The 13,471-nt window shown below is 56.8% G+C and carries 8 protein-coding genes and 1 pseudogene; all 9 read left to right on the forward strand.

Annotated features, from left to right (window positions below; all coding sequences use genetic code 11):
- The first annotated feature begins 261 nt into the window (after positions 1–261).
- The 9 genes and pseudogenes from G536_RS0108060 to fabD all read left to right on the forward strand — a co-directional run bounded on the left by G536_RS0108060 (position 262) and on the right by fabD (position 13,124).
- The gene (locus tag G536_RS0108060; RefSeq protein WP_281170604.1) at positions 262–3,003 is read left to right on the forward strand and encodes a DNA gyrase/topoisomerase IV subunit A; all 2,742 of its coding nucleotides are present in this window, start codon (positions 262–264) and stop codon (positions 3,001–3,003) included.
- Between the two features lie 79 nt (positions 3,004–3,082).
- A complete protein-coding gene (locus tag G536_RS26890) occupies positions 3,083–3,952 on the forward strand; it encodes a tetratricopeptide repeat protein (RefSeq protein ID WP_157530491.1) in 870 nt (289 codons plus the stop codon).
- Positions 3,953–4,050: 98 nt separating this feature from the next.
- Entirely contained in the window at positions 4,051–5,187 is a 1,137-nt protein-coding gene (locus G536_RS0108070; protein WP_169515060.1) for a tetratricopeptide repeat protein, read from the forward strand.
- 144 nt (positions 5,188–5,331) lie between these two features.
- The gene (gene thrS / locus G536_RS0108075) at positions 5,332–7,281 is read left to right on the forward strand and encodes a threonine--tRNA ligase (RefSeq protein WP_022823085.1); all 1,950 of its coding nucleotides are present in this window, start codon (positions 5,332–5,334) and stop codon (positions 7,279–7,281) included.
- Positions 7,282–7,517: 236 nt separating this feature from the next.
- A pseudogene (gene infC / locus G536_RS0108080) lies at positions 7,518–8,075 on the forward strand (translation initiation factor IF-3); the annotation flags it as partial.
- A gap of 203 nt (positions 8,076–8,278) precedes the next feature.
- Positions 8,279–8,473 (forward strand): 50S ribosomal protein L35, encoded by a 195-nt coding sequence (rpmI, locus tag G536_RS0108085; RefSeq protein WP_022823087.1) that lies wholly within the window; start codon positions 8,279–8,281, stop codon positions 8,471–8,473.
- 145 nt (positions 8,474–8,618) lie between these two features.
- Positions 8,619–8,963: a 50S ribosomal protein L20 gene (gene rplT / locus G536_RS0108090; protein ID WP_022823088.1), complete on the forward strand. Its 345-nt coding sequence runs from the start codon at positions 8,619–8,621 to the stop codon at positions 8,961–8,963.
- Between the two features lie 653 nt (positions 8,964–9,616).
- Positions 9,617–12,118 (forward strand): T9SS type B sorting domain-containing protein, encoded by a 2,502-nt coding sequence (locus G536_RS26895; RefSeq protein ID WP_169515061.1) that lies wholly within the window; start codon positions 9,617–9,619, stop codon positions 12,116–12,118.
- 115 nt (positions 12,119–12,233) lie between these two features.
- Complete coding sequence (fabD, locus tag G536_RS0108100) at positions 12,234–13,124, forward strand: ACP S-malonyltransferase (protein WP_022823090.1); 891 nt, start codon at positions 12,234–12,236, stop codon at positions 13,122–13,124.
- Positions 13,125–13,471: the final 347 nt, after the last annotated feature.

Raw genomic sequence — 13,471 nt, forward strand, 5'->3', positions numbered from 1 at the left:
TGGCAAAGCAGGAGAGAGGTACAAGAACAATAACCGTGGCAAGCGCCACACCCTACTGTGTCAGAAGAGAACAACCCCCAAGACCTGAATTCTGAAGAACAACCCAATTTGTTCGGTGCCGGCGACTCGTTTGAGTTCGGGACCGACTCCGATGCCCCAACTCCGGCGGAAGAAGGCGCGCAATCGGTCGTAAGCGAGGCCGGTGAGCTGCTGCTCTCCGAAACCAGCGGCGACGTGGAAGCCGTAACGCAGCCCGAACCCATAACTGAGGAAGTAGAAGAGCAGCCCAAATTCGCGCCCGGCGAAACCATTCACGACGTAGCCACCGTGAACGGCATGTACCAGAACTGGTTTCTGGATTATGCCTCCTACGTGATTCTGGAGCGGGCCGTGCCTGCCATTGAGGATGGCCTCAAGCCCGTGCAGCGCCGGATTCTGCACGCCATGAAGGAAATGGACGATGGCCGCTTCAATAAAGTGGCCAACGTAATCGGGCAAACGATGCAGTACCACCCCCACGGCGACGCCTCCATTGGCGACGCTATGGTGAACCTGGGGCAGAAGGATTTGCTGATTGAAACCCAAGGAAACTGGGGCGACATCCGGACCGGCGACGGTGCTGCTGCGCCCCGCTACATTGAAGCCCGCCTGAGCAAGTTTGCGCTGGATGTGGTGTTCAACCCCGACATCACGGAGTGGCAGATGAGCTACGACGGTCGCAAGCGCGAGCCGACCACGCTGCCCGTGAAGTTTCCGCTGCTGCTAGCGCAGGGTGTGGAGGGTATTGCGGTGGGCTTGAGCACCAAGATCATGCCCCACAACTTCCGCGAGTTGTGCAAAGCCAGCATCGACGTGCTGCGGGGCCGGGATATTCAACTGTTCCCCGACTTCCCAACCGGCGGCCTCTGCGACGTAACCAACTACAACGGCGGTTTGCGCGGGGCCAAAATCCGCCTGCGCGCCACCATCGAGAAGGCCGACAAAACCATGTTGGTCATTCGTGATATTCCGTACGGCACCACCACCACGGCGCTGATGGAAAGCATCGTGAAGGCCTCGGAAGCCAACAAAATCAAGATTCGCAAGGTGGTTGATAATACGGCGGCGGCCGTGGAAATTCAGGTGCACTTGCCTACGGGCGTGTCGCCGGATTTGACCATGGACGCGCTGTACGCCTTCACCGACTGCGAAATCAGCATCTCGCCCAACACCTGCGTTATTATCGAAGATAAGCCGCGCTTTGTGGGGGTGGAGGACATGCTGCGCCTGAGCACCCAGAAAACACTGCGCCTCTTGGAGCGGGAGCTGGAAATCCGGCAGGAAGAGCTAGAGGAAAAGTGGCATTCGGCTTCGCTGGAGAAGATTTTCATCGAAAACCGCATCTATCGCAAAATAGAGGAGTGCGAAACTTGGGAAGATATTCTGCAAACCATCGACGCCGGTCTGCGCAAGTTTGTGCGCATTGATGGGGAGAAGCAGAAAGCCAACGACACCCGCATTGTGTTGCGCCGCGCCCTCACCGAAGACGACCTGACGCGCCTCACCGAAATCCGCATCAAGCGCATTTCCAAGTTCGACGGCTTCAAGGCCGACGAGTACATTCAGCGCCTGGAAGGTGAACTGGCAGAAGTAGCCGACCACTTGGCCAACCTCACGCGCTACGCCATCAACTACTTTGAAGGGCTGCTGAAGAAGTACGGCCAGAACCGGGAGCGGAAAACCCAGCTGCGCACCTTCGACGTGGTGACGGCTCAGAAAGTGGCGGTGGCCAACCAGAAGCTCTACGTGAACTACGCCGACGGCTTTGTGGGCTATGGCCTGAAAAAAGACGAAAAGGCGGTAGAGGTTACCAGCTGTTCCGACCTCGACGACATCATTGCCATCCGCCGCGACGGTTCGTTCACGGTGAGCCGCATTGCTGAGAAAACCTTCGTGGGTAAGGATATTCTGTACGCCGGCGTGTACAACAAAAACGACGACCGACTGGTGTACAACATGGTCTACCTCGATGGGGCCTCAGGCATTGCGTTTGCCAAGCGCTTCTTGGTTTCGGGTATCACCCGCGACAAAGTGTACGACCTCACCAAGGGTACCAAGGGTACCAAAACGCTCTACCTCACAGCCAACCCCAACTCTGAATCAGAGGTGGTGAGCATCCAACTCGGTGATAAAGCGCAGGCCCGCGTCAAGCAGTTCGACTTCGATTTTGCCGAGCTGGCCATCAAAGGCAAAGGCTCGATGGGCAACATCGTCACCAAGCAGCCCATCAAGAAAATCGTGCAGAAAAGCCGAGGCGACTCGACGCTGGGCGGCCGCGAAACGTTCTTCGATGCCGTAGTGGGCCGCCTCAATACCGCCGGCCACGGCCGTTACTTGGGCGCTTTCGATACCGAAGATAGCCTGCTAGTGGTGTACAAAGACGGTTCGTACGAAATGAAGTCTGCTGATCCGGCCCACCATTTCGATGTGCCCAACATCGTGCTGCTCCGCAAGTTTGAGCCCGATACGGTGCTAAGTGCCGTATATGTAGAAGGCGACACCAAAATTCATTACGTCAAGCGGTTCAAGATTGAAACCAGCACCTTAGAGAAGCGCTTTATCTTCATTTCGGAAACGAAAGGCTCCAAGATGCTGGCTGCTACGGCTTATCCCGAGCCGGTGGCAGAAATCAAGTTCCAGCGTGATAAGAAGGCCGACAAGGAAGCCGAAAAGCTGTTGTTGCACGAGTTCATCGATGTGAAAGGCTGGAAGGCCATGGGCAACAAGCTCAACTATTACAAAATTCACAGTGTAACGCTGATTACCGACGAAGGCCCTGACCCGCAACGGCGCGAAGCCCCCAAAAAGCGCGGTCCCCGGCCCGATACCGATGCCGCCGGTGCTACCAACGACCACAAGGGTCCGCTGCCCGAGTTGACCGGTCCCGTGGATATATCGGCGGATGAAATAGCCCAAGCTCAGGCTATACTTAAAACGCCAAAGTCGCAGCTCAAACTATTCTAAAGTGAAACGCCCTACCGTAATCCGGTAGGGCGTTTCACTTTATTTGAAGTAAAAGCCGCAGTTTTGTGGCTGAGTCTGTATGAGGAAGCTGTTTGGTTGTTTGTTGGTGCTGGTAGTGCTGACCGGGCTGAATGCCGGGCCGGTGAGCGGGCAGTTCCGCAAGCCTAAACCCAAAGCCAAGGCGCCGGTTGAGGCACCGCTTTCCACGGAGGTAGCAAAGCTGCTCACCGAAGCCCGAACTCTCCAGGCACAATACAAAGAGTCGGAGGCGCTGGCCAAGTACGAGCAGGTGCTGGCCAAAGCTCCGGCCACTTACGAAGCCCTATGGCAGGCCGCCGTACTCAGCGTCCGGATTGGGGCCCGCTACACCGACGAAACCCGGAAAATTGCCTATTTCTCGGCTGCCCGGCTCTACTCCAGTCGTGCGTTGGTGGTACGCCCCGATGGGGCCGAAAGCAATTATGCTGAGGCGTTAGCCCTGGCTAACCAAGCCACGCTGCTCACAGCCCGCGCCCGGCTGCTGGCTTACCGGGAAATGAAGCCCTACGTTTTCAAGGCCGTGGAGCAACGCCCCGATTTTGCCGACGCCTGGCAGCTGCTGGGCCGTTGGCACTTCCGCGTCGACCACTACAACCTGATTGAGCGGGTATACTCCCGGCTATTTTTGGGCGGCACTCCCGATGGCGCCAGCAGCAATGCCGCCGTCAATGCCCTGCTGAAAGCCCACGAGTTGGAGCCGCAGCGCATTCAGTACCCATATGACCTCGCGCGCATTCTGCTCAGCCAGAAGTTGCGGACCCGCGCCGTAGCCGCCCTCCAAGATGCCGTGGAAATCACGCCGGTTACGGCCGAAGAGTTGGAAATCAGTCGCCGCTGCCGCAAGCTGCTTGTGCAGCTCAACCGCCGGATGCTCAAGCAAGTGCAGAGCCGCGTGCGGGAACTGGAGTAGGAGGGAACGGCTAGGTTGCAGGTCTGAATGGCCGTTTAACTTTGGCGGCATGGTATCTTTGCAACTACAGATTATATTTCGAGTTCAACCCGTCGTTTGTGGCTTTTTCGCGCTTCATTTTTCATCTGTTACCTCTTCTCGTGCTCAGCGGCGCTCTAGCGTCATGTGGCAGCAGCCCCGATGAAGAAGAGCCCGAAACGATGGTAAGCCTGACTTCGGTGCAAAGCGGCCCCAAAGTGCAGGCCGAGGAGTTGGACGGCGCCATTAGCCGTCAACCGCGCAATGCCTCCTTGTACGGTCGTCGGGCTGCGTTTCGCCTTGATGCTGGTCAGGTTGAACCCGCGTTAATGGACATCAACCGCGCCCTCGACTTAGATGATTCGCCCGGCGAGTTTTATTTCACTAAAGCTCGCGCGCTCCGGGCGCAGGGTAAGTACCAATCGGCACTAGCTGCGGCTGATGTAGCTTCGCAAAAAGGCTACGCCTCCGTCGAGCTGAATCTGCTGGTAGGCGAAACTCACCTGGCGGCCCGTCACTACCAAACCGCCATCGACTACTTGGACCGCACCCTGCAACAGGAACCCGACCACACAGCGGCCCTGTTCTACAAAGGTGTGGCCTATATTGGCCTACAAGACACGGTGCAGGCTCTGGACTACCTGCGGGCCAGCCTGTCCCGTGACCCGCGCCAACCCGAAACCCTGCATCAACTGGCTTTTCTCTCTAATGCTTTCCGGCAGCCCGCCAACGCGGCTATTTACGCGGCCCGTGGCCTGAAACTGGCTCCCACTTACGGCCCACTCTGGTACGACTACGGCCGCCAGTTCGAGCTGCAAAATCAGCCTGATAGTGCCACGCGCATTTACGCCCGGGTCGTGCAGCTCGATACCACCTTCTATCGGGCCGACTACCGGTTGGCTATGGTCGCCTTCAAAAACCACAAGTACGGCGCCGCTATTCCGCATTTGCAGCGGGCCTTGCGCCGGTCTTCGCGGTTACTGGGAGCCCGCCAAATGCTGGCCGAAAGCTTCGAGAGCCTCGGCCGTTACCAGGAAGCCGCCGACCAGTACCGCTTGCTTGTAGTGGAAAATCCCGGCAACCGGCACTGGACTTATAAGGCTTGGAAAGTTGGCAACCGTGCTCAAGGTATCATCGTCGATGAACGGCCCCAGCGAACGGCCGCGCCTGCCGCAGAGCAGCTGGAACCAATATCCCCACTACGGCCGGGGCTGTAGCCAAGCGTGCCAGTCGTGGAGGTAGGAGCACCCTAGCTTGGCTGCTACGGGCTGCTGATTTCGCAACTTCACCTTTCACAACTACACCCTTTCCGTAACTTGCGGCCTCACGGCTGTTTGTATAGCCATTATCAACCCCATTCAATGCTCAATATCACCCTCCCCGACGGCTCGGTGCGCCAGTTTGTAGATGGCGCCACGGGCTATGACGTTGCCGCCGGCATTAGCGAAGGCCTCGCCCGCAATGCCCTCGGCATCCGCGTCAACGGCGAAGTGCGCGACCTGCACCGCCCCATCGAACAGGATGCCGACGTGGCTATTCTGACCTGGAACGACCAAGACGGCAAAAGCACCTTCTGGCATTCGTCGGCGCACTTGCTAGCCGAAGCCCTGGAAGCCTTGTACCCTGGCGTGAAGCTGGGCATCGGCCCAAGCATCGAAAACGGCTTCTATTACGACATCGACCTGGGCGAAGGCCGCACCATCTCTTCGGAAGATTTTCCTGAAATCGAGAAGAAAATGCTGGAGCTGGCCAAAAAGAAAAGCCAGTACGAGCGGCGTGCCGTGAGCAAAGCCGACGCCATTGCCTACTTCACCGAAAAGGCCGACCCGTATAAGCTGGACTTGCTGGAGCGCCTCGACGACGGCTCCATCACGTTCTACACGCAAGGTGATTTCACAGACCTCTGCCGCGGGCCACACATCCCCGATACCAGCCCCATCAAGGCTGTAAAGCTGCTGAACGTAGCCGGTGCCTACTGGCGCGGCGACGAAAAAAACAAGCAGCTCACTCGCATATACGGCATCACCTTCCCCAAAGCTAAAGAGCTGACGGAGTACTTGGAAAAGCTGGAGGAAGCCAAGCGCCGTGACCACCGCAAGCTGGGCAAGGAGCTGGAGTTGTTTGCTTTTTCCGATAAAGTAGGAGCGGGACTGCCACTGTGGTTGCCTAAAGGCACCGCCCTGCGTGAGCGGCTGGAGCAATTCCTGCGGCGCGCCCAAATGAAAGCCGGCTACCTCCCCGTCGTGACGCCTCATATCGGCTCGAAAGAGCTGTATGTGACCAGCGGCCACTACGAGAAATATGGCGCTGATTCGTTTCAACCCATCAAGACGCCAAACCCCGGCGAGGAGTTCTTCCTAAAGCCGATGAACTGCCCACATCACTGCGAAATCTACAAGACCAAGCCCCGCTCGTACCGCGACTTGCCAGTGCGTTTGGCCGAGTTCGGCACGGTGTATCGCTACGAGCAGTCAGGCGAGCTGCACGGCCTGACCCGGGTGCGCGGCTTTACGCAGGACGATGCCCACATCTTCTGCCGGCCAGATCAAGTAAAGGAAGAGTTTTTGAAGGTTATTGATATTGTCCTCTACGTACTCAAGGCGTTGGACTTTCCTGACTTCACGGCTCAAATTTCTTTGCGCGACCCTGAAAACAAAACCAAGTACATCGGGTCGGATGAGAATTGGGCCCGGGCCGAAGCGGCTATCCAAGAAGCTGCTGCCGAGAAGGGATTGAACACCGTAACCGAGTTGGGCGAGGCGGCTTTTTACGGACCCAAACTCGACTTCATGGTGCGCGACGCCCTAGGTCGCAAGTGGCAGCTTGGCACAATTCAGGTGGATTACAACCTACCCGAGCGGTTCGAGTTGGAATACGTGGCTTCCGATAACTCACGGCAGCGCCCCGTTATGATTCATCGGGCTCCATTCGGCTCGTTGGAGCGGTTTGTAGCAGTACTCATCGAGCACTGCGGCGGCAATTTCCCGTTGTGGCTCTCGCCCGAGCAATTTGTAGTCCTCCCGATTTCCGAGAAATACCACGACTACGCTCAACAAGTGTACGACACGTTGGTACAAGCCGAGCTGCGCGGTACCGTTGACCACCGCGACGAGAAAATCGGCCGCAAAATCCGCGACGCCGAGGTTTCCAAGGTGCCATATATGCTGATTGTCGGCGAGAAAGAGCAGGAAAACGGTATCATCTCGTTGCGTAAGCACGGTGAGGGCGACATTGGCGCTATGCCAGTTGCTGATTTCGTACAGAATTTCCAGACACAAATAGCTGCCATGATGGACGGCAAAACCAAGTAAGTTTTGTTTAATGGAGTAGTAGGCAGGTATAAAAGCTCGATTATTGAAGCCAAGTAACCTGCTTGCTACTCCAGTAAACAGTTCTTTTTCAAACGCTCATGGGCAATTTTATATAGCCTTTTTTGAGCGTTTGAAAAAAATGGCGGATATTTGCCCGCTGATTGAACCCATTGGGCTTGGCCCATGTCGTGTCAATCTTAGCAATACTATTAGCTCACCCTCAAGAGAACCAAGCCATAGCTACCCCAAACCGCCGCTATATTCCTCGCGCTCAGGTCGAGGAGCCGTTTAAAATCAATCAGAAGATTACGGCTCGGGAAGTCCGCCTCGTTGGTGACAACATCGAACAAGGCATTTATTCAATTGACCAAGCCCGGCGTTTCGCGCAGGAGCAGAATCTCGACCTCGTGGAGATTTCGCCTACTGCCGTGCCGCCTGTCTGCCGCGTCATCGACTACTCGAAATTCAAGTACGAGCAGAAGAAGAAGACCCGCGAACTGAAGGCCAAGCAAACCAAAGTCATCCTAAAGGAAATCCGCTTCGGACCCAATACCGATGACCACGACTTTGCGTTCAAGCTGAAGCACGCGCAGGAATTTCTAAAGGAAGGCGCTAAAATCAAGGCGTACGTCCACTTTGTTGGCCGTAGCATCGTTTTCAAAGAGCGCGGCGAAATTCTGTTGCTCAAGTTTGCCCAGGCCCTCGAGGAACTAGCCAAAGTAGAGCAGCTACCGAAGCTCGAAGGCAAGCGCATGTTCCTGTATCTGGCGCCCAAGGTGGTTGCCCCTGCTAAGCCCAAGCCTGCTGCTGCCCCGGCAGCCAAGGAAGCTGGTAAGGAAAAAGCTGGTCAGCCAGCTGCCAAAGCAGCACCGCAACCCGCTTCTGGTTCAGACGACGAATAAGTGGTTTTTCCAATGGCTTCGGTCATTTTATACGCTGGCGCACCGGCCCTAGGCAGCCGACCGCCGCAGTTTTTTCACTTCTTACCTCCTTCACAATGCCGAAAATGAAGACTAAGTCCGGCGCCAAAAAGCGTTTCACGCTGACCGGCACGGGCAAAATCAAGCGTAAGCACGCTTTCAAGAGCCACATTCTGACCAAAAAGACCACCAAGCAAAAGCGTAATCTGACGCACATTACCTTGGTAAGCTCGGCGGATATGAACCGTGTGAAAGATATGCTGAACATGTAATTGCCTTTTGTTGGTTGTTAGCGCCGAAGAACAGCTTTAACAATCAGCGACTAGTGATTACCAATCAAAATTTTCAACCAGGCGTCCGGCTAAACCCAAAGACAAGACCAACGTTCTGTCGCCGGCCGCCAAAAACTAGCAGGTTATGCCAAGAAGTGTCAACCACGTGGCTTCGCGCCACCGTCGGAAAAAAGTAATGCGTTTGGCGAAAGGCTATTTCGGCCGTCGTAAGAACGTTTGGACCGTTGCCAAAAACGCCGTTGAAAAAGGTCTGCTGTACGCCTACCGCGACCGGAAAGCCAAGAAGCGCGAGTTCCGTGCCCTCTGGATTCAGCGTATCAACGCTGGTGCCCGTGAGCATGGCTTGTCTTATTCGCAGTTGATGGGCGGCCTGAAAAAGGTTGGCATTGACCTTAACCGCAAAGTGCTAGCCGACTTAGCCTTGAACCATCCCGAAGCCTTCAAAGGCATCGTGGAGAAAGTTAAGTAAGCCATTGTGCTACCAACAAAAAGAGCCTGACCATTATGGTCAGGCTCTTTTTGTTGGTAGGTATTACTGTGTGCCATGAATTGTGCTAGCTCATGTAAGCTTGGATGGTTTAGGCAGGACTGTTAGCTGGCAATAAGAACAGCAATGAAACCTCTGAAGTCCTGTGCCAATCTCTAATTGATAGGCTTGATTATTGCTGGGCTGCAGTGCGCCTTCGTTGGGCTGCTTTTTCTCATCTTTACTTGCTGCCTATGTTGGCTTTTCTACTCTCGCGGGTATTTCATGTCGGGTTTTGGTTGATGCTCATTGGGTTGCTGAGCTTGCCATTTCATATCCAAGCCACTCACATTCGGGCGGGGGATATTCAAGCTAGCGTTGACACTGGTGTTGGGGGTAATCCTCGCCGGGTGGTATTCCGCCTAGTTCTTTATTGTCGCGAGCCTAGCAATACTACTAATGGTGCAGCCGATCAGCCTACAGCGGCTATCTTTTTCGGCGACGGAACCTGTGACCAAAATGTACCAAGGGCCACAAATGTATTGTTAGGTCCTGATATTCGGCGTTATACCTATGATTTTGAGCATATCTATAGTGCTAACGGGCGTTATTTAGTCAGCTTTATTGGCGAGAACCGCAACGGGGCAGTGCGCAACATGGATGATCCTGTTAATCAGTCTTTCTACGTTGCTACCAGCGTGGTTATTGACCCTGGTCAGGGTACAAACCGTTCCCCAATTCTGACCCGGCCCGCTGTGGATAATGCCGCAGTTGCCGAAGTGTTTCAGCACAATCCTGGTGCTTATGACCCTGACGGTGACTCACTGGTATTTGTGCTAGCACCTAGCCGGCAGGCAGGAAGAGCAATAGACGTAGTTGGTTGTACGCCTACTCCGGCCCCGGTTCCTGGATTCCGCTATCCGAATGACTTACTTAATGGCTCTAATGGAAGCCAAGTAGCCTTTACAGGGCCACCTGTAGGTAGACCAGGGGATGCGCCCATTTTCGAGATGAACCGACGGACGGGGCAAATTGTGTGGAACTCGCCGGGCACGGTGGGCGAGTACAACTTCGCTTTTGTGGTGCGCTCATACCGGCGCACGGCCTTCGGCTACCGGCTCAACGATTCGGTGATTCGCGACATGCAGATTGTGGTGCGGCCGACCACTAACCGCCGGCCTGAACTCAGCATTCCGCCCGATTTGTGCGTGGTGGCCGGTACGCCCGTCTCAGCTACGGTGACGGCCACCGACCCCGATGCCAACCCCATTACCCTCTCAGCCAACAGCGGCATTCTGCCCCCGGCCACGTTTACGCAGTCGTCGGCAGGGCCGCCCACGGCGCGGGGTACATTCCAGTGGACGCCGGACTGCAACGACATTGGCGTGCAGCCCAAGCTGGTGGTCTTCAACGCCGTGGACCAGCCCGCCGGCGGGGCTAGCGGTGTGGCCCTGACCGACTTGCGGGTATGGTCTATTACTGTCATTGGGCCGGCTCCGCAGAACCTGCGCGTGCGAGCTGGCACCGGCACGCCCCGCACGGCCATCCTGGAGTGGAACAGTTACCTGTGCCGCAAACCCGGCGCCCAGATCCGCATCTACCGCAAAGAAGGGACGTCGGGCTTTAGCCCAGGGCCGTGCCAGACGGGCATTCCGGCCAGCAGCGGCTTCGTGCAGATTCAAGCGCTAACTTATACCGGGACTACAGACATAACCACTTTCACCGACGACAACGGCGGCGCGGGCTTAGACCGGGGCAAGGAGTACTGCTACCGCATCTATGTCGAGTTTCCGCTGCCGGCCGGGGGCCAGAGCATTGCTTCCAATGAGGCCTGCCTCAACTTTACGGGCCGTGCCTTGGTCATGCGCCGGGTCACGGTGGACCGCACGGCTGTTAGCAGCGGGCAGATTACGGTGGAATGGACCAAGCCCAAGAGTACCCCACCTTTTGCCGACCCGCAGCAGTTTCGCCTCTCACGGGCTGTGGGGCAGACTACAACGGGCCCGTTCACGCCCATTGCTACGCTTAACGTAAGCACTACTGGCAACGACACAACGTACGTCGACCAGGACCCCACCCTCGACACGCAGAATCGGTCGTACAGCTACCGGGTGGAGTTCCTGAGCCAAAACCAAGTGCAGGAAATAGCCCCGGCTGCCTCTAGTGTGCGGGTGGAGGGCACGGCCATTCCGGCCGTAAGTATCACAACTCGGAATGCTATTGTGCTGAACTGGACATACACCGTGCCTTGGAACAATGCGCTACGCCCGACCATCATCTACCGGAAGGGCCCCGATGCGCTACCCACTGACCCGTTTGTGGCCATTGCCACTGTTACAGGCACGGCCACCGGGGGCAGCTACCGCGACGAGGGCACAGCCAGCCAGCCCTTGCGTAAGGGAGCGACTTACTGCTATTATGTGGAAACTAACGGTACTTACAATGCCCAAAGGCTGCCCGATACGTTGGTCAACCGCAGCCAACAGCAATGCATTGCTGTGCGCAACATTCCGTGTGCGCCAGTGCTGACGCTCACGCGCCCCAACTGCGACAGTCTGGCCAGCCGCTTGTTCGAGTTGCCGGCCACGCCCATCAGCGGAGCCGTGTACACCAACAACCTGCGCTGGACGCTGGGCACCACACCCGCCGATTGCAGCCGGGCCATCCGGTTCTACAACATTTACTACGCCCCCAACGACCAGGATTCCTTGCGCTTCCTGACTCAGGTGCCGGCCACGCAAACCAGCTACGCGCACACCAACCTGCGCCAGGAGGCTGGCTGCTACGCCGTGCAAGCGGTGGATTCGAGTGGTACGCTCAGTGCCCGCAGCAACGTGGAGTGCAAAGACGATTGCCAGCTGTTCTTGCTGCCCAACATCTTCACCCCCAATGGTGATGGCAAGAACGACACCTTCCGGCCCAAGGTCTTCACCCCGATCCGGCGCACGCACTTCACGGCCTTCAACCGCTGGGGCGTGAAAATCTACGAGAGCAGCGCCGACCCGCTCATCAACTGGCCGGGCGGGGGCAGCCGCACGGAGGGCAGCGGCGGGGCCTCGGTAGTGGAGGGCATGTACTTCTACCAGGCCGAGGTGGAGTTTGGCGACGTCAACAACACCAAGCGCACCTACAAAGGCTGGGTGCAGATTACCCGCTAAGCTGATAAGTGGTAGTTGATTTCTTGTTAAGGAAAGCCCGTTGTATCAAGCAACGGGCTTTTTTTATTCGTGCTATCTTGCCAGCCCATCCATTTTCTCTTGTTTTTCTCTTCATATGAAAGCAGTTGTTTTTCCGGGCCAGGGCAGCCAGTTCAGCGGCATGGGCCGCGACTTGTACGAGCAATACCCTCAGGCCAAGCGCCTAATGGATCAGGCCAACGATATCTTAGGCTTTCAGCTCACCGACGTTATGTTCAGCGGCTCTGAGGAAGATCTGCGCCGCACCGACGTAACCCAGCCGGCTATTTTCTTGCACTCTGTAGCCTTAGCCTCCGTATTGCCCGACCTAAAGCCAGATATGGTGGCTGGGCACTCGTTGGGCGAGTTTTCGGCGCTGGTGGCAGCCAAAGTGTTGCAGTTTGAAGATGCCCTCCGCCTGGTAGCCCAGCGGGCCCAGGCCATGCAGGCCGCCTGCCTAGAGCAGCCCGGTACGATGGCCGCTATTCTGGCTCTCGACGACGACACTACAGCCCGCATTTGCCAGGAAATTACGGCCGGCGGCAGCGTAGTAGTGGCCGCCAACTACAACTGCCCCGGTCAATTGGTGGTGTCGGGTTCTCAGCGTGGCATTGAGCTGGCGTGTGAGCAGTTGAAGGCCGCTGGTGCTAAGCGGGCGTTGCCACTGCCTGTGGGTGGAGCGTTTCATTCACCACTGATGCAGTCGGCGGAAGCAGCGTTGGCCCAGGCCATTGCCAAAACCACTTTCTCAACGGGTGTCTGTCCGGTATACCAGAACGTGGATGCCGCCCCGCACCGCGACGCCGACGAAATCAGGGAAAATCTGGTGCGCCAGCTCACCGCGCCGGTCCGCTGGACTCAGAGTGTGCAGCGCATGGTGCAAGATGGTGCCACCGAGTTTGTGGAGTGCGGCCCCGGTAAAGTGCTGCAAGGCTTGGTGAAGAAGATTGCGCCGGAAGTAGCCGCCCAATCGGCAGTGGTAGGATAATCATTTTGTGCGTCGTGTCGCCGGGAATATTCTCTAGTCCGTTCTGGCGGCAAAATAACGGTATAGTGCTTGGCGCGGCGGTGTTGCTGGCCCTTTTCCTCTATGCCTGGGGCGAAGGACCAGCAGCTACCTCCGACTCGTGGCATTACCTAGCGGCAGCGCGTAGCTGGGCTGACGTACACGAACTGCGTGGTCCAACGGGCGCGCCGTATGTCATCTGGGGGCCGTTATATCCCCTTTTGCTATCAAGTTTGGGGGCCTCTGCTCAAGCAATGGTTCGCGCGCTGGTATGGCTGCATGGGGTGAGTTTGGTAGGTAGCCTAGTGGGGTGGAGTTGGCTCGGAAGT

Origin of the sequence: Hymenobacter norwichensis DSM 15439, from assembly GCF_000420705.1 — a bacterium.
Classification (GTDB): Bacteria; Bacteroidota; Bacteroidia; order Cytophagales; family Hymenobacteraceae; genus Hymenobacter; species Hymenobacter norwichensis.

Excerpts from the sequence above, each read along its gene's own strand:
- rplT (WP_022823088.1), top strand. The coding sequence starts at position 8,619 with ATGCCAAGAAGTGTCAACCACGTGGCTTCGCGCCACCGTCGGAAAAAA.
- fabD (WP_022823090.1), top strand. The coding sequence starts at position 12,234 with ATGAAAGCAGTTGTTTTTCCGGGCCAGGGCAGCCAGTTCAGCGGCATG.
- G536_RS26890 (WP_157530491.1), top strand. The coding sequence starts at position 3,083 with ATGAGGAAGCTGTTTGGTTGTTTGTTGGTGCTGGTAGTGCTGACCGGG.
- G536_RS26895 (WP_169515061.1), top strand. The coding sequence starts at position 9,617 with ATGGATGATCCTGTTAATCAGTCTTTCTACGTTGCTACCAGCGTGGTT.
- rpmI (WP_022823087.1), top strand. The coding sequence starts at position 8,279 with ATGCCGAAAATGAAGACTAAGTCCGGCGCCAAAAAGCGTTTCACGCTG.
- thrS (WP_022823085.1), top strand. The coding sequence starts at position 5,332 with ATGCTCAATATCACCCTCCCCGACGGCTCGGTGCGCCAGTTTGTAGAT.